Genomic DNA, 15,345 nt, shown 5'->3' on the forward strand with positions numbered 1-15,345 from the left:
CGATGAAGACATGGACGCTCGCCGGCGCCTGGGCGCGATCCCATTCTCAGCACCGGCTCGACATCTGGGCCCGCTCCCTCCTGCCGCTGCTGCAGATCTACGTGCTGATCGAGATCTGGTCCGGAGCCGTCGACGACAGCCGGATATTCACCTACCTCTGCGTCGTCAACATGCTCATGTGGCTCAATCAGTCGACGATCCCCTGGTACATCACCGACCGCATCCGGGAGGGGACGATCACGACAGAGCTCATGCGGCCGGTGGGCTTCCCCGCGCAGGTCCTCAGCCACCAGATGGGCTCCACGGCGGCGCGGGCCACTGCCCTGATCGGGATGATCCCGCTCACGGTCCTCCTGGCCGGCCTGCGGGCTCCCGCCTCTCCGACAGCCGGCGTCCTCTTCGCGGCAGGCGCACTCCTGTCCTACGCGGTAAGCGTGGGCATGTACGGGCTGCTCGGCGTCGCCGGCTTCTGGCTGCACCAGACGAGCGGCGTCGTCTGGACCTTCAGCCTGGTGAACGCCCTGCTTGCCGGGACGTTCATCCCACTGCCACTGTTTCCGGCGGGTCTGCGGGAGGTCGTCGAACTACTCCCGTTCGGAGCCGTCGGTTACACCCCAGCCGCGGTCTATGCGGGAATGCTCGACGGCTGGCCGGCCGTACGCGCGATCGGCGTACAGGCCATTTGGTGTGCTGTCCTGGCCGCGGCCATCGCAGTCGTCTGGCGCAGGGCCCAGCACAGAGTCGTGAGCCAGGGCGGCTGAGATGCGACGGTCGTTGAACATCTGGTGGACGCTGGCGGGTGCCGCCCTGCGCAGCGGCATGCAGTATCGGGGGAATTTCCTCCTGGCCCTTGTCTCGGGTGTGCTCTACAACGCTGCTTCCTTCGCGCTGATCTGGATACTCGGCGCCCGGCTCAACGTGGTCGAGGGATGGAGGTTCGAGGAGCTGTCCTTCCTGTTCGGGCTGCGGCTGGCCGCGCACGGCCTGTGGATCCCTTTCCTCGGAGCCGTCTCCAACCTGGAGCAACTGGTGCGCAGTGGCAGCTTCGACAGCTACCTGCGGCGACCCGCCAGCCCGCTGGTCCAGGTGGCGACCTCCCAGGTGAGCATCGATTCCCTGGCCGAGCTCGGGCTCGGCGTCGCCGTACTCGCCTGGGCGAGCGGGCAGACGAAGATTGACTGGTCGGCGGGGTCGCTGCTCTTCCTGATCGCCGCCGTCGTGGGAGGCGCGCTGGTGGAATCCTCCATCCAGATCGTGCTGGCGTCCCTGGCCTTCTCCGAGGTCAACTCCCGGCAACTGCGGACCAGCCTCGACCAGATGATCACAACGGTCGGCGGCTATCCCGTAAGCCACTTCGACGCCTTCGGCAAGATCCTTTTCATGAGCGCCGTCCCGATCGCCTTCATCTCCTTCGTGCCTGGCGTCGTGCTGCTCGACAAGCCGAACGCACTGCCCATCCCCTCCTGGCTCGGCCACCTCGCGCCCGCAGTCGGGGCCGCGCTGTTCTGCGCGGCGATCAGATTCTGGAATCTGCAGCTCAGGCGCTACCGCAGCAACGGTGGATGACCCGTGGAAAGGACCTCATGAAGATCGCGATGATCTCACCCGTCTGGCTCAGAACCCCGCCTGTCGCCTACGGCGCGGTCGAATCGCTGGTGAGCCTGCTCGTGGAGGAACTGGTGGCGAGGGGGCACGACGTGACCCTCTACGCCTCCGGTGACTCGATCACTACAGCGAAGCTGCGCAGTTACCACGACCGGGCGCCCGGATGGGACAACGCGGCGCAGAACGGCCTCTTCGAGCTCATGCACGTCCTGACGGCGTACCAGGACATCGAGGAGTTCGACGTCGTCCACGACCACAGCGATCCCCTCGGCCCTGCGATCGGCGCCTACGCCAACACGATCCGCCCAGTGGTCCACACCGTGCACGGGCCACCCGCCTCGCGGTGGTATCGCCCGATCTACACTGCCATCCACCGGCGAATCAACCTCGTGGCCATCAGCCGGGCGCAGCAGCTTGTGAGCCCCGAGCTGCGGTACGCCGACATGATCCATCACGGACTCCCGCTGGATCGCTTCTCCTTCTCCGAGGAGAAGGACGACTACACGTTCTACATCGGCCGGATGGACGCCGCCAAGGGACTCCACCTCGCGATCGAGGCGACACGCAAGGCGGGCCGGAAGCTGGTGGTCGCCACGAAGGCCGTCGAATCGGAGGCAGAGCGCGCCTACTTCGAAGACGTCGTCACGCCCCTGCTCGGGCCCGACGTCGAACTTGTGGGCGAGGTCGGCTTCGCGGAGAAGGTCGAACTCTACAAGCACGCCGCGTGCACCATTGTGCCCACCAACTGGGAAGAGCCTTTCGGGCTCACCGCGATCGAATCCCTCGCCTGCGGCACTCCCGTGGTCGCGCTCAGACGCGGCGCGACCGCCGAGATCGTCAAGCACGGCGTCAACGGATACCTGGCCGACGATCCGGCGCAAATGGCCGTCTTCATCGACCGGGCCGATGAGATCTCGGCCCTGGACTGCCGCCGCGATGCGGAGTCCAGGTTCTCCCTGTCACTGATGGTCGATCGACACGAACAGCTTTACCGACGACTGGAGTCCTCGCATGGGAGCTGAGCGCGTACCGCTCTCCTACAACCAGGTCCGGCGGCTGAAACGGGATGCGATGTTCTCCTCCAGGGAACCGCACCACATCTCCGCCGTCTTCGACGGCGAGGGCGAACTGTCCGAAACCGCCATGCGGCAGGCGATCCGCGATGTCATCGCCCGGCATGAAGCCTTGCGGACGGCCTTTCGCACGGCCTCCTACGGAGCTGAACCGTACGGGCTGCTCCTGCCCGTCGAGCCCCGCGCGGACCTCCTGCTGATCGCCGAGTCCGGTTGCCTCGAAGACCTCACCAGGCAGGCCACCAACGCGCTCTTCGACCTGGAGCACGACTACAAGCTCAGAGTCACCCTCGTACGGCGGACGCCCGGCGCATGGCGGCTGATCGTCACGGTGGAGCACCTCATCTGCGACGGGCAGTCCTTCGACCGGGTCTTGGCCGACCTCGCCACCGCCTACAACGCCCGCCTGGCGGGCGACGAACCCTTCCATGATCTCGTGCCTGGCTTCGCCACCTGGGCGGAGCAGGAGCGGGCCGCCTTGGATGGACCTCTGCTGGAGGCTCACCTCGCGTTCTGGCGCACCCGCCTGGATCCGTTGGAGGCGATCCCCGAGGTCCGACTGGCCGGCATGGCGGAGCCATCGTCCATACCCGCCGAGCTCGCCGGCGCGCGGATGGACCTGCCCGGCGTTGGGGAGCTGCGCGCCCTGTGTGCCAGGAACGGTGTCAGCCTTCACACCGGGATGCTTGCCTGCCTCAAGCTCGCTGTCTTCGCTGTCGGCCGGCAGTCAGTGGTCGGAGTCGTGGGTCCCGTCTCCCTCCCGTCCGACGATCGGGGCAGGGCGGTTGGCTGGTTCTCCAACCTCGCGGTCTTCCGCAGCCGGATCGACCCCGCGGCGAGTGCCGAGGGCCTGCTGCGAGCCACCCAGCAAACGGTCTTCGACACGCTTGACCACCTCATCCCGCTGCCATTGCTGGTCCAGCACCTCCAGCCGGAGCGAGACAAGGTCGCGGGCCGGCGCCCGTGGCTCTACTTCGACTCGGACTGGTGGGAGGAGGATCCACTGCCGCTCAACGGGGCAGAGCTGGCCCGCGTCGACGAGGCCTGCACGCCCGCACTGCGTCCGGGCGTGGGCTTATGGGCCAACGGCAACGCGCCCATCCCACACGTGTACATGCAGTGGGAGGCTGAGGTGTGGCCAGAGGCCGAGGCGCACGCCTTTCTCAGCGCCTTCGTCGCCGCCGTCGGGCTACTCGCGCGCTCCCCCGACGCCACCTGCGCTGAACTGGCCAGAACCCTCGCAGGGAGCGAGTCTTGACCAGCCGCGCCGTGACCTTCGGCCGGTACACCCTGCTCACCCGGGCGCACCTCGCGACGCTGGAGACGATTCTCCAACGGTGGCCGGCGGTGACGGTGGGGATCCTCGAACACCTCGAGAGTCCGGTGCATGCCGAGCTCCATCTGTCGCACGCGGAGAAGTGGGCGACGCATGAGGAGTTCTACCAGATGTGCACGAAGAACTGGGCGCCGGCCCGCAATCCCTTCTCCGCCGAGGAACGCGCGAGCATCTGGCAGGCGGCCATCCGCGCGAGTTCGCTCGCCGACCGGGTGCGGACGCGGGTGATCCCTCGCCCCGAACTGCACCATGCTGCCTTCAACTGCGCGTTCCCCGCCGATGAGTACGACCTGGTCTTTCCGGCGCCGACTCCGGCCTGCGGCGACTTCGACCAGGCCAGGAACGCCACCTTCGGAGAACTGCTGGCGCGGCCCGTACACGAGGTGCGTCCCCCATTCGTCACCCACACCACCGACATCCTGCGCGAGGTGGCCAAGGGACGGTCGTGGGAGGAGTTCCTGGCGCCGGGGATACATCGGCTCTTCCTTGCCATGAACGGGCCAGAACGACTGGCGCGCCGGATGTCGACCTTCTGAAAGGCGTTCAAATGGACAGTTACCTCACATGGCTGCGCGCGCGAGTGGGGACCGACCCGGTCATCCTCACCTGTGCGGTCGCCTGCGTTCTCGACGAAGGGCGACTGCTGCTGCAGAAGCGGCCGGACGGGCGATGGGGCTTGCCCGGCGGATTCATGGACCTGGGGGAGTCCCTCATGGAGACCGCAGCACGGGAGACCAAAGAGGAGACCGGGATCGACATCGAGATCGGCGAATTGCTCGGCGTCTACTCCAAATACTTCGACGAGTACCCCAGCGGGGATCGGGCCCAGGTCGTGACCGCCGCCTTCGTCGCGAGCCCGGCCGGCGGCGTCGCCCAGGCGGACAACATCGAGAGCCTGGAAGTCCGCTGGGTGCCGCTCGGAGAATTGCCCCCGATGTTCAATTCACAGCACCAGGACGTGGTCGACGACCTGCGGGAGGGCCGCCGCAATGTGTTCCGCTGAGGCGCCACAGACCATCCTGCTGGTGGTCGACGGCCTCGGCGTCGGAACCGTGGACAGCGCTGACGGCTGGTCCCTGGATCCCGACGCGAACACCCTGCGGAGCGTACTGCGTGAAACCGGCCCCCGGGTCGACACACTGGACGCGCTCGGCTTACCCAAGCTGGGCTACGGCCCGACGGAGTATCGCGGCCTACCGCTGTCAACCGGCTGGATCACCCCGCACTACCCAGGCGCCGACACCGCACTCGGGCACCTGGAACTGCTCGGCTGCCACCCGAACGCCCGCCCTGCCACAGTCGCCGCACAGATGCCGGCCATCGTGGCAGCGTGCGCGCCGCACCACGAAGTCGAGGTGCGGGACGGCTACCTGATCGTGGACCGGTCGATCCACATCTTCGACAACGTCGAGAGCAACCCCGGCAGCAACGTCAACGTCCTGGCCGCGGCCGGCGAGACCAGCCCCGGCAGGCTCCTCACGGTCGGCCGCATGGTCCGCTCGGCGGTCAGCAACCCGCGCGTGATCGTGATGTCCGGCCGACCGCTGACCGGCGAGGCCATCCGGGCGTCCATCGATGTGCGGCAAGCCGAAGATGGCCTCGTCCTGGTCGGCACGAGCATCTCAGCCCTCGGCATCCACAACGAGCATTACCGCTCGACGCACCTCACCGGGAACCTCGCCGAGGCGACCCTGGCTACCGAGATGGTGCGGTCAGGCCACGAGGTGGTGCTCCTCGGCAAGGCGGCTGACCTGATCGCGGCCCCGGGGGCCACCGTCATCCGGGCAACCGACACATCGACGGCGCTGGAGCAACTGGCGGACGTAGCACGAGAACGAGTCAACGGCTTACTCATCTGCAACATCTTCCAACTCGACCTCGCAGGCCACGGCCAGGATCCGGACCTCGCAGGCGAGGTCCTACGCACGGTTGACCACTACCTAGGGCCGATCCTCGCCACCCTTCGCCCAGGTGACCACCTGGTCCTCACTGCCGACCACGGCAACGACCCCGCCATCGGCCATGGAAGGCACACCCGCGAACACGTGCCCCTGATCTGCGTCAACGGTGCGGCTGATGCGGAATCACACCTCATCGGCCACCGCCATTCTCTGGCAGACGTAGCCGCCTCCATCTGCTCCTGGCATTCGCTGACCTGGCGGGGGGCCGGGAGAGTCTTATAAGAATCATCATCCAGGAGAAGAGAATGCGCAGAATAGCGACCGTCACATCCAGCCTCATCGTGGTGACCGCTTTCCTGATCAGCACCCCCATGTCTTCCTCGGCCACCACGACGACCGGGTGTACCGCCACAAAGCTCGACGAGAAGACAGCGGCCTCCACCTGCACCGAGGGCACCACCGGCGTCCAGCACCGCGTACGCGGCGACCGGTTTCGGGCCAGGCTGGAGGCGCCAGATCGACCAGCAGCGAAGCGTTCTTGACCAGTGGAAACAATGGTCAGGGGCTTCGGCGCTGTAGGGCTGTCGTGGATCGCGGTCGCTCGGGGGAAGGCGGCGGCGAGATCGTGGGGTGGTCACTCGGTGGGGTGGGCCGCGTCCAGGAGGCGGCGCAGGTGCAGGCTGTCCGGGGCCAGGGCGGTGATCAGGCCGGCGGGGCCGGCCAGCGGGGTCAGTACGGCTTGACCCGCTGCGGGGTCGTCGCCGAACAGCCGGACCTGGGGCGGTCGGCGTTCCAGGTCGGGGTCGACGATGAGGATCTGGCCGGCGGCGCGGTGACTGGCCAGGACCGCCGGACCGTCCCAGCCGGGGGCGCCCGGGCCGTAGGCGGTCTGCTGGTCCAGCAGGAGGTGTCCATCGCGGTGGACGATGAGGCGGATGGCCAGCCGGCCCGGAGGCTCGCCGAAGCGCCCGAGGACCTGTTCCTCGCGCAGGACGAGGCGCGCGGTGGCGGCCAGGTCGATGGTGCAGGTCTGGAGCAGGTTGCTGCCGGCGGCGGAGATCAGCGGCTGGGGCAGCCAGTGCAGGCTGGCACCGTCGGCCACGCTCAGGTGCACGTCGTAGGTGGCGGGCTCGGGGGTGGGGCCGCGCAGGGCGATCGCGGCTGAGGCGGTGGTGACGTGAAGGTGGGCGCCGGGTTCGGCGGTACCCTCGACGCGCAGCCGGTCGCCGCCGAGAGGGGCGTTCATGGCGCCGAGCACGCACACCCGTGCCTGGTCACCGTGCGAGTGAAGGCGGCGCAGGTGGAACGGGCCGTCACCGGCCAGGGCGGACAGTACGGTGCCCTTCCCGGCGCGGGTCGCCGTGACGCGGGCGGTGGCGCGCACGCCCGGCACAGCCGGCACGGCCGCCACACCTCGCACGCCCGGCACGCCCGCCACACCTCGCACGCCCGGAGCGCCCGGCGCGGCGTGGGACGCGAGGGTCATGCGGGGCCCGGGACGCGGGCCGCCAGGCGATGCAGGACCCAGTCCACCACGGGCCGGACGCCGTCTTCGGTCTTCAGGGCGGTGAAGGCCACAGGCAGCTCGCCGCGCTGCGTCCTGGCGTCGCGTGCCATGGCCTCCAGGTCGGCGCCGACGTACGGTGCGAGGTCGGTCTTGTTGATGACGAGCAGGTCGGAGGTGGTCAGGCCGGGCCCGCCCTTGCGGGGGATGTCGTCACCGCCGGCGACGTCGATGACGAAGATCTGCGCGTCGACCAGGCCCTTGGAGAAGGTCGCGGTGAGGTTGTCGCCGCCCGACTCGATGAGGATCAGGTCGAGCGGGCCGAGCAGTTCTTCGAGGTCCTCGACGGCTTGGAGGTTGGCAGAGATGTCGTCACGGATGGCGGTGTGCGGGCAGGCGCCGGTCTGGACCGCCTTGATGCGCTCGGCGGGCAGTACGGCCTCACGCAGCAGGAACTCGGCGTCCTCGCGGGTGTAGATGTCGTTGGTGACGACAGCGATGGACAGTTCCTGGCGCAGTGCGCGGCACAGGGCGGCGACGGTCGCGGTCTTGCCGGAGCCCACCGGGCCGCCCAGGCCGATGCGCAGCGCGCCGTGGCGGCCGCCGGGGTCATGGCCCTGGCCTGCGGAGACGTCGTGGTCATGGTGGAGGTGCATGGCGCTCCCGTGGTCGGACGACAGGCGTTCGTACAGGTAGGTCAGGAGGCGAACAGGCGGGCCGAGCGGGTCACGTGCTGTTCGGCGGTGATGTCGAGCAGCGGCGCCGAGGCGGCCGGCAGCGCCGCGACACCGTCGGCGTGGACGCGGCCCGCCGCCTCGGCGGCCCGCCGCGCGACGTGGTCGAGGTCGGCGGCGAGCCGGGCCAGGACAGCCGTGGCGTCGAAGGGGTCCAGGCTCAGCAGGCGGACGGTCGCGGCGGCCGGGCCGCTGACGCTCTCATAGGCCGCCGCGCAGGCGGCGTCGTACGGGCTCAGCCCTGCGGCGCGGGCGGCCACTCCGAGCACCACGGGCTGATGGGCGCCGCGCGGACGGGCAGCGGCCAGGGCGTCGAGCTCGGCGCAGGGCCAGACGGCTCGGGCGGCGCGCAGCAGTTGCCGTCCGAGCGTGCGCGCTACCTGCCGCAGGGCCGGAGAAGGCGTGCGGGCGTCGGCGGCCTCCTCCAGCAGCAGCGGGTCCAACCCGGCGGCGGCCGCGGCCGCGAGCCCGGCCGCGGTCAGCCCGCTGGTGTGCAGCCTGCCTCGGCAGAACGTCTCCAGGTCGGCCGCGTCACGCACGCGTCCGGCGGCGACGGCCGCCTCGGCGCCGCCGGAATGAGCGTGCCCGCCGGCCGGGAACCGGCCGTCGGCCAGGACGAGCAGCGTGGCACGGCTCATCGGCGTGACTCACCTTCCTTGAGTGAGATGACGGGTCAGAACAGGAAGTAGAGCTGCGCCATCGGCAGTTCGGTGGGGGGCTCGTGGTAGTCGATGCGCCGGCCGTCGATCCGTACCTCATAGCCGTTGGGGTCGACGTCGATGACGGGGGTGGCGTCGTTTCGGCGCATGTCCTGCTTGAACACCCCGCGGGTGTTGCGGATGGGCGTGAACGACTTGTCCACCTCGACCCGGCCGGGCAGGCCGGCCGCGATCGCCTGTTCGCTGACGAAGTTGACGGAGTTGGCGCCGGGGGCTCGGCCCGTCGCGCCCCACATCGGGCGGGGCAGGATCGGCTGTGGGGTGGTGATGGCGCCGTTGGCGTCGCCGACCTGTGCGTACGCGATCTGGCCGCCCTTGATCACCCGGTGCGGCTTGACGCCGAAGAACTTCGGCTCCCACAGCACCAGGTCGGCCAGCTTGCCCACCTCGACCGAGCCGATCTCGTGGTCGATGCCGTGCGCGACGGCCGGGTTGATGGTGTATTTGGCGACGTAGCGGCGGGCGCGGTGGTTGTCGGTCTCGTCGGCGCCGCCCCGGTCGCCGTCCAGCGGTCCGCGCCGCTGCTTCATCACGTGCGCGGTCTGCCAGGTTCTCGTGATCATCTCTCCGATGCGTCCCATCGCCTGGGCGTCGGACGACATGATCGAAATGGCGCCCAGGTCGTGCAGGAGGTCTTCGGCGGCCATCGTGGCGGGCCGGATGCGCGACTCGGCGAAGGCCCGGTCCTCGGGCACCTGCGGGTTGAGGTGGTGGGCGATCAGCACCATGTCCAGGTGCTCGGGGACCGTGTTGTGCGTGTAGGGGCGGGTGGGGTTCGTGGAGGCGGGCAGCACGTTGGGCAGTCCCGCCATTCTGATCATGTCGGGGGCGTGGCCGCCGCCGGCGCCCTCGATGTGGAAGACGTGGAGCGGTTGATCGCCGATGGCCGCGATGGTGTCCTCTACGGTGCCTGCCTCGTTCAGGGTGTCGGCGTGCAGGGCCAGCTGTACGCCGGTCGCCCGGCACACCTCCAGGCAGCGTCGCAGGACCGCCGGGGTGGCACCCCAGTCTTCGTGGATCTTGAAGCCGAGGATGCCGGCCTTGACCTGGTTGTGAAGGGACTCGGTGGACATCGTGCTGCCCTTGCCGAGCAGCCCGATGTTGACCGGGAAGGCGTCCAGCGCCTTGAACATCCGGTCGAGGTGCCAGGCGCCGGGCGTGACGGTGGTGGCGGTCGTGCCGTCGGCGGGGCCGGTCCCGCCGCCGATCAGCGTGGTGACGCCGGAGGCGAGCGCCTCCCGGATCTGCTCCGGGCAGATGAAGTGCACGTGGGTGTCAACGCCGCCCGCAGTGAGGATCTTGCCGTTGCCCGAGATGACCTCGGTCTCGGGGCCGACCAGGAAGTCGCTCGCGACGGGATGCCCGTCGTGCAGCCGATCCATGGTCTCGTCGTTGTAGGCCTTGCCCAGCGCGGCGATGCGGCCGTCGCGAATGGCGACGTCGGCCTTGATCACGCCCCAGTGGTCCAGGATGAGAGCACCGGTAATGACGGTGTCGGGCGGTTTCGGGGCACCGGGGGTCGCGCTGTCGCGTGGCGCGAGTGACTGCCCCATCGACTCCCGGACCACCTTGCCACCGCCGAAGAGGATCTCGTTGCCGCTGCGGCCAGGACCGCCGGCCCAGTCCTCGGTGATCTCGATCCACAGATCGGTGTCGGCCAGGCGGACACAATCCCCCGTCGTCGGGCCGAACCGGTCGGCGTACTGTTCGCGCGTGAGGGGCTCGGACATCAGAGGTTGCCTCCGACCTTGCCGTTCAGGCCCGCGACATGGCGCCGGCCCTCGATGGGCACCAGCTCCACGTCCTGGGGCATGTTGGGGGCGAAGCGCACCGAGCCGCCGGCGGGGATGTTCAGCCGTTTGCCGTAGGCGGCGTCACGGTCGGGGTGGATGTCGAGGCGGGAGTTGACCTCGTAGAAGTGGTAGTGGGAGCCGACCTGGATGTGACGGTCGTCGGTGTTGGTGACCCGTACGGTCGTGATCGGGCGGCCGTCGTTGAAGCTCACACATCCCTGGGAGGAGAAGTCGATCGCGCCGGGAGGGCCCTGCCTGCCTGGCCCGGCCACGCGGGCCGACGGCCCGGGGTCGGGTGGGCACGGCGGGGGCTCGGGGTCGGGTGGGCACGGCGGGGGCTCGGGGTCGGGTGGGCACGGCTGCGGCAGAGCCCCGCACGGCGACGGGTCCGGGTCGGATGGGCACGGCAGAGTGGTCGCCAACGGGATCGGCTCGCGGAGGGTGACCATTTTGGTGCCGTCTGGGAAGGTGGCCTCGATCTGGAGGTCGGCGATCATCTCGGCGACGCCTGGCATGACTTCGTGCGGCATGAGCACCGGCGGCTGCTGCTTGGCCATGAGGTCCGCGACGGTTCTGCCGGCGCGCGCCTCTTCGAGGACCCAGGAGGTCAGGATGGCAACCGCCTCCGGGTAGTTGAGCTTCACTCGCCCTCTGCGCTTGTGGGCCACGTCCGCGGCCACGTGGATCATCAGCCGTTCTTGTTCATGCAGGGTCAGGTGCACCCTCTCACCTCGGTTTCACTTCTGCCCCCAGGCCCTTGCCTTCGGGGCCGACGGTGCGGATCGACCGGTATGGCCGATGCTGGGCCCATATCGCTGTCCGCTCTTGCGCCGAGTGGTTGCCCCTTTCGCGTATGCGCCCGAAACAGGCGCCGTGAAGGGGTTCTATGGTCACCGCCCGGTTGCGTGCCGAGCGTAACCAATTCGACACTCTGCGCGATATGGCCTGGAGGGGAAGGGTGCCTCGCGCCGAAGCCACACCGGCGCCTCGCCCTGCTGACCGACATGACCAGTTCCGTCCCGGCCACCACACCGCGTTCGCACCGCGACCGAACACGAGCCCGCCCGAGCGAGCGCCACCGTCAGGGTGGAGCCGACGCAGTGATCGACGAGACCGGCACGGACGGCGAAAGGAAAGCGATGCCGTCGCATCGGGCTTGGCAGGACCGACAATGCCACCGGCTGCCGGTCAGTTCGCGCGGGACAGCCAGCCCATGCGCGGGCTCGAAGTATCAGCGATGTCGATTTCTATTTTCCCGCCGGCCAGGAGTGAGGTCATCAGGAGCACAAGCCGAGCGGACGAGACATACCCCGCCGACGCCAACCGCCTCTACCTGCGCCGCCACACGACCCGCCACACGACCCGCCGCACCATCCCCGAACCCGCGCGACCAGCGTGCCGACCGCCGCCGACGCGGCTCTGCCGGGCGCCGATGTCGCCGGGTCGTGGTCACGCGTTCCGTGACCTTGGCTCAGGGCTTCACCACGTCCGCCACTCGGCAGCGATGTCCGCGTGGCGATCAAGCTCGCTCTGGCGGAAGCATGAGGTATTGATCGACTTCAACGCCGGCCCGCGCCGCCGCCAGCCGGCGGATTGTGTCCGCGTCATCGAGGTGCCCTTCTCCCGGGGCTCCTCAGCGTCGCGGAACTCCTGCACCACGATCAACGTCGTCTCCCAGCCCTGGCCGCGGGCAAGGTCGCGCAACGGGTGCGCGCCCCGGTCGCCCCCCGCCGTCACCGAGCGCCCGGGTCACCGATTCGGGGTCAGCGTCATCGGCGACAAGGCGGAGGTACACGTTGAACATGCGCTACTTCCACTTGCACGTCGACTTGAATCGCGATCGTACCGCTCTCGCAACTCCTGCTCGACGGGTGGACTCCGGCAACTGAGTGAGCGCACCACGCCATTCTGCTCATTAGCGGAAATGCAGGTAGCGCTGGTAGCGTCCCCCAGCGGCCCCCTCCTCGCGAGCTTCTCATCGCCTTGCCGTTATCGACCCAAGCGTCCGCCCAAATACTCGCCTAAGCATGGACCCCCGCCAGCATCTGAGGATTTGCCCACGTCCTCTCGACCGGGCCCCTGATCGTGCACTCTTGTACGAATCATCATGCAGCGATCCTGTCTGCACCCGCCTCGTAAACTCAGCCGCTCATCAAGGACGCCAAATGGCCGATACATCGGACTACGCGCAGGTTCAACCCAACCGTCGTTCCAAGCGTTCCGGCCGCACCACGCTTACCGCAGCGGTCGCGAGCGGTGTAGCCGTTGCGGCAATCGTCACAGTCACAACCCAGGTTCTGTCCAAGCCGGAAACCTTCCCAGGCGGCAGCGGAACCGCATCCGTCAGCTCAGCACGAGCCTCGGCACCCGAGCCCATCGAGAAACTGTGGCCCGCAGCAGTGCACGAAGTGCCGGCCAAATTATCCGACGGGAGAAAAGTCCGGCCGCGACTGATGGTGGACACCACCAAGATTCTCCTGACTGCCGAAGCCGGCTTCGAGAAGGCGAACGGCCTCTACACCTACGACGTGAACAGCGGCGAGGTGGCCAAACTCGCCGACATCACCCTCCCCGCCGGCACCACCCTCTTCCCCGACGGCTTCACCGCAGGCCAAGGCCGGGTCGCCTGGTGGACCGCACGCGGCACCGCCGACAAGCGAACCGCCGACATCTGGACCGTCCCGACGACCGGCGGCAAGCCGCAGCTCGTCACCTCCGCTCCCCTGCCGCCCGCCTCATCGGCCGGCTTCGTCACCGGGATCGCCATCACCCCTGACCGCCTCGCCTGGTCAGCCGGGAACGAGGGCGTCTTCACCGTCGACGTCAACGGCGGGCAACCTCAGCGCGTAGACGGCACGCAGGGACAGCACATCCTGAACTGGCCCTGGGTCGGATCACCTGGAACGTTCGGCGGCGACGAAGCCCCCTTCCAGTCCGTCATGAACATCGAGACCGGCGAGAAGCGCGCCCGGACCGCCTTGCAGCCAGGCAGCCCTGTGGCCTGCGGCATCACCCTCTGCGTCACACACCCCGGCCGATCCGCGGCGGCGCAGGTCCAAGGCCGGGACGGGCGAGCACGGCACGAGATGGACGTGACGGGAGTCGCGCCACAGCCTCTCCAGCAGGACCGGTTCCTGTCCGCCCAACTGCCCGATCGTGCGATCGTCCACGACGTGCGGTCAGGCGTGTCCGCCGAGATCCGCGGCATCGACACCCGAACCCGCTACCGCGCCCCGGCCGGCAGCAACATCGCCCTCTTCATCCGCGGCGACAAATTCGTGGTCGTCGACCTCACTGCCATTCACTGACCACTCTTCCGCTGGTGGTGGCCTGCGACCCTTCACGGGGGACCCTCCGACCGCCGTGCTGAGATCCCGCTTGCGGGGGGCCGAAGGCGAACGTCTCGAAATCAAGAAAAATGACCTTTCCATCCGTACGACGGAGAAGGTTGCCTGCGCGTGCAGCCGATTCGCTGCAGTGAGAAGCCTCGTGTGATGCGAGAGCGTCCGGCAGCCCGCTACCGGCTAACGGCAGCCATTGATCACGCTGAATACGCGCGTAACCCCGCCTTGGGTCTCTCGGTGGGTCTCAAGCGATGCCTGCAGACCTGCAGGAAGCGACCGAGCCCTCCGTCAAGGTGCCAACGGTCGCTCTTGAGGGCTGAACCTCCATGTCTGTGTGCCTTTGCGGTAGAGCGGCCCCTGTCGTGCGATCAACCGGAGGCGCACAACCTGTTGAACTCCGCGACGTCCGTATTGATGTCCGCGATCACCTGATTGGGGTCACCGCCGGTCATGCCCGTCAGGCGGAAGCTCAGTTCCTGGAACTCCGCGGCCAGCCGCCTGATCTTCGCCCCCACCGCGCCCTGCGCGTTGAGCGCTGCGCCCATCAAGTCGCTGTACGTCTGCTGAGCTGCGGCCGCCTGACCGCTGCGGCTGGTTCCGGCATCCCTGCGGTAGGCGGTCAGGGCCGCCGCCGTCTCCTCGCAGCCGACGGACCGGACCTTCAGCGGCGCCGGAGGGGGATCCTGGACGGCTTGCGTGTGACTCGGCGTTTGGGACGTGCTGGACTCAGGCGATGAGTCCACCGGCGATGGCGAGTGCGGGGTGACGACCTGACCCGGTGGGGATGAAGTCGGGGACGGACTGGAATCCACTGTGCCGGACGGGGCCTTGGGCGGCATCAGGTAAGCGAAGAGCGCGACCACGGCTGCGATCGAACCCGCCAGAGCGCTCACTGCCGTCCAGTTCAGGCGCGAGCCCGCTCCCCCGCCGCCCGCCCCCGCTGATCCGCTTCCGGTCATGTTCTGATGGTGGCCGAGCCGCCGCACTCGGTCCAGGACGACTCCCGCAGATGTTCTTGATCTGCAGACAGCACCGGCACCGGCTGCACTCCGGCCGCGGACCATCCCGACCGGACGGCCACCAACCGCCACTCCTTCCCTGTCGGAGGGCCGGGCTCAGCCGACCGGGGTGATGCTGTCAACAGGGCCGGCTCGTACACCACTCCCGCGGACGCAACCGTCGATGTGGTCCTGTCCGACTTCGTCCAGGCCAGGCTGGGGACGTCGAGCGGGCCGGCGATTGTGAGTGGTGAAGCCGCTCGGCGAATTGCTGCCCAGCTGGCCTGTCCGCGCTGAACGACGGGCTGCCCTGGATGCGGCTGTTGCCCCGCTCACGC

At 68.7% G+C, this 15,345-nt stretch carries 15 protein-coding genes; 8 read left to right on the plus strand and 7 right to left on the minus strand.

Translation table 11 applies throughout. From position 1 onward, the window contains the following. The first annotated feature begins 2 nt into the window (after positions 1-2). From ACIBQ6_RS34825 to ACIBQ6_RS34855, 7 genes are read left to right on the plus strand one after another with little or no spacing between them, the layout of a single operon-like run. Positions 3-761: an ABC-2 family transporter protein gene (locus ACIBQ6_RS34825; RefSeq protein WP_358302857.1), complete on the plus strand. Its 759-nt coding sequence runs from the start codon at positions 3-5 to the stop codon at positions 759-761. A 13-nt stretch (positions 762-774) separates the two neighbouring features. Next, complete coding sequence (locus tag ACIBQ6_RS34830) at positions 775-1,566, plus strand: ABC-2 family transporter protein (protein ID WP_358302859.1); 792 nt, start codon at positions 775-777, stop codon at positions 1,564-1,566. A gap of 17 nt (positions 1,567-1,583) precedes the next feature. Next, a complete protein-coding gene (locus ACIBQ6_RS34835; protein WP_397217113.1) occupies positions 1,584-2,627 on the plus strand; it encodes a glycosyltransferase family 4 protein in 1,044 nt (347 codons plus the stop codon). Then, positions 2,617-3,936: a condensation domain-containing protein gene (locus ACIBQ6_RS34840; protein WP_397217115.1), complete on the plus strand. Its 1,320-nt coding sequence runs from the start codon at positions 2,617-2,619 to the stop codon at positions 3,934-3,936. Before ACIBQ6_RS34835 ends, ACIBQ6_RS34840 begins: the two co-directional genes overlap by 11 nt. Then, complete coding sequence (locus ACIBQ6_RS34845; protein ID WP_397217117.1) at positions 3,933-4,550, plus strand: hypothetical protein; 618 nt, start codon at positions 3,933-3,935, stop codon at positions 4,548-4,550. The genes ACIBQ6_RS34840 and ACIBQ6_RS34845 overlap by 4 nt, the downstream gene beginning before the upstream one ends. Before the next feature lie 11 nt (positions 4,551-4,561). After that, positions 4,562-5,017: an NUDIX domain-containing protein gene (locus ACIBQ6_RS34850; protein WP_358302871.1), complete on the plus strand. Its 456-nt coding sequence runs from the start codon at positions 4,562-4,564 to the stop codon at positions 5,015-5,017. A gap of 22 nt (positions 5,018-5,039) precedes the next feature. After that, positions 5,040-6,197, plus strand: a complete 1,158-nt coding sequence (locus tag ACIBQ6_RS34855; protein ID WP_397217119.1) for a hypothetical protein — start codon at positions 5,040-5,042, stop codon at positions 6,195-6,197. Between the two features lie 352 nt (positions 6,198-6,549). Here ACIBQ6_RS34855 and ACIBQ6_RS34860 read toward each other — a convergent pair whose 3' ends face one another. From ACIBQ6_RS34860 to ACIBQ6_RS34885, 6 genes are all read right to left on the minus strand, one after another. After that, positions 6,550-7,401, minus strand: a complete 852-nt coding sequence (locus ACIBQ6_RS34860; RefSeq protein ID WP_397217121.1) for an urease accessory protein UreD — start codon at positions 7,399-7,401, stop codon at positions 6,550-6,552. Beyond that, complete coding sequence (gene ureG, locus ACIBQ6_RS34865; protein WP_397161572.1) at positions 7,398-8,075, minus strand: urease accessory protein UreG; 678 nt, start codon at positions 8,073-8,075, stop codon at positions 7,398-7,400. Before ureG ends, ACIBQ6_RS34860 begins: the two co-directional genes overlap by 4 nt. Before the next feature lie 41 nt (positions 8,076-8,116). Beyond that, positions 8,117-8,791, minus strand: a complete 675-nt coding sequence (locus ACIBQ6_RS34870) for an urease accessory protein UreF (protein WP_397217123.1) — start codon at positions 8,789-8,791, stop codon at positions 8,117-8,119. 35 nt (positions 8,792-8,826) lie between these two features. Further along, positions 8,827-10,602 (minus strand): urease subunit alpha, encoded by a 1,776-nt coding sequence (locus tag ACIBQ6_RS34875; RefSeq protein ID WP_397217125.1) that lies wholly within the window; start codon positions 10,600-10,602, stop codon positions 8,827-8,829. Further along, a complete protein-coding gene (locus tag ACIBQ6_RS34880) occupies positions 10,602-11,387 on the minus strand; it encodes an urease subunit gamma (RefSeq protein WP_397217127.1) in 786 nt (261 codons plus the stop codon). The genes ACIBQ6_RS34875 and ACIBQ6_RS34880 overlap by 1 nt, the downstream gene beginning before the upstream one ends. A 757-nt stretch (positions 11,388-12,144) precedes the next feature. Then, positions 12,145-12,330, minus strand: a complete 186-nt coding sequence (locus ACIBQ6_RS34885) for a hypothetical protein (protein ID WP_397217129.1) — start codon at positions 12,328-12,330, stop codon at positions 12,145-12,147. A 500-nt stretch (positions 12,331-12,830) separates the two neighbouring features. On the opposite strand from ACIBQ6_RS34885, the gene ACIBQ6_RS34890 reads away from it, so the two are divergent. Next, positions 12,831-13,973: a hypothetical protein gene (locus tag ACIBQ6_RS34890; RefSeq protein WP_397217131.1), complete on the plus strand. Its 1,143-nt coding sequence runs from the start codon at positions 12,831-12,833 to the stop codon at positions 13,971-13,973. A gap of 404 nt (positions 13,974-14,377) precedes the next feature. On the opposite strand, the gene ACIBQ6_RS34895 is transcribed toward ACIBQ6_RS34890, so the two are convergent. After that, positions 14,378-14,902 (minus strand): hypothetical protein, encoded by a 525-nt coding sequence (locus tag ACIBQ6_RS34895; protein WP_397217133.1) that lies wholly within the window; start codon positions 14,900-14,902, stop codon positions 14,378-14,380. Positions 14,903-15,345 lie beyond the last annotated feature (443 nt).

Origin of the sequence: Nonomuraea sp. NPDC049655 (assembly GCF_044465465.1) — a bacterium.
GTDB lineage: Bacteria > Actinomycetota > Actinomycetes > Streptosporangiales > Streptosporangiaceae > Nonomuraea.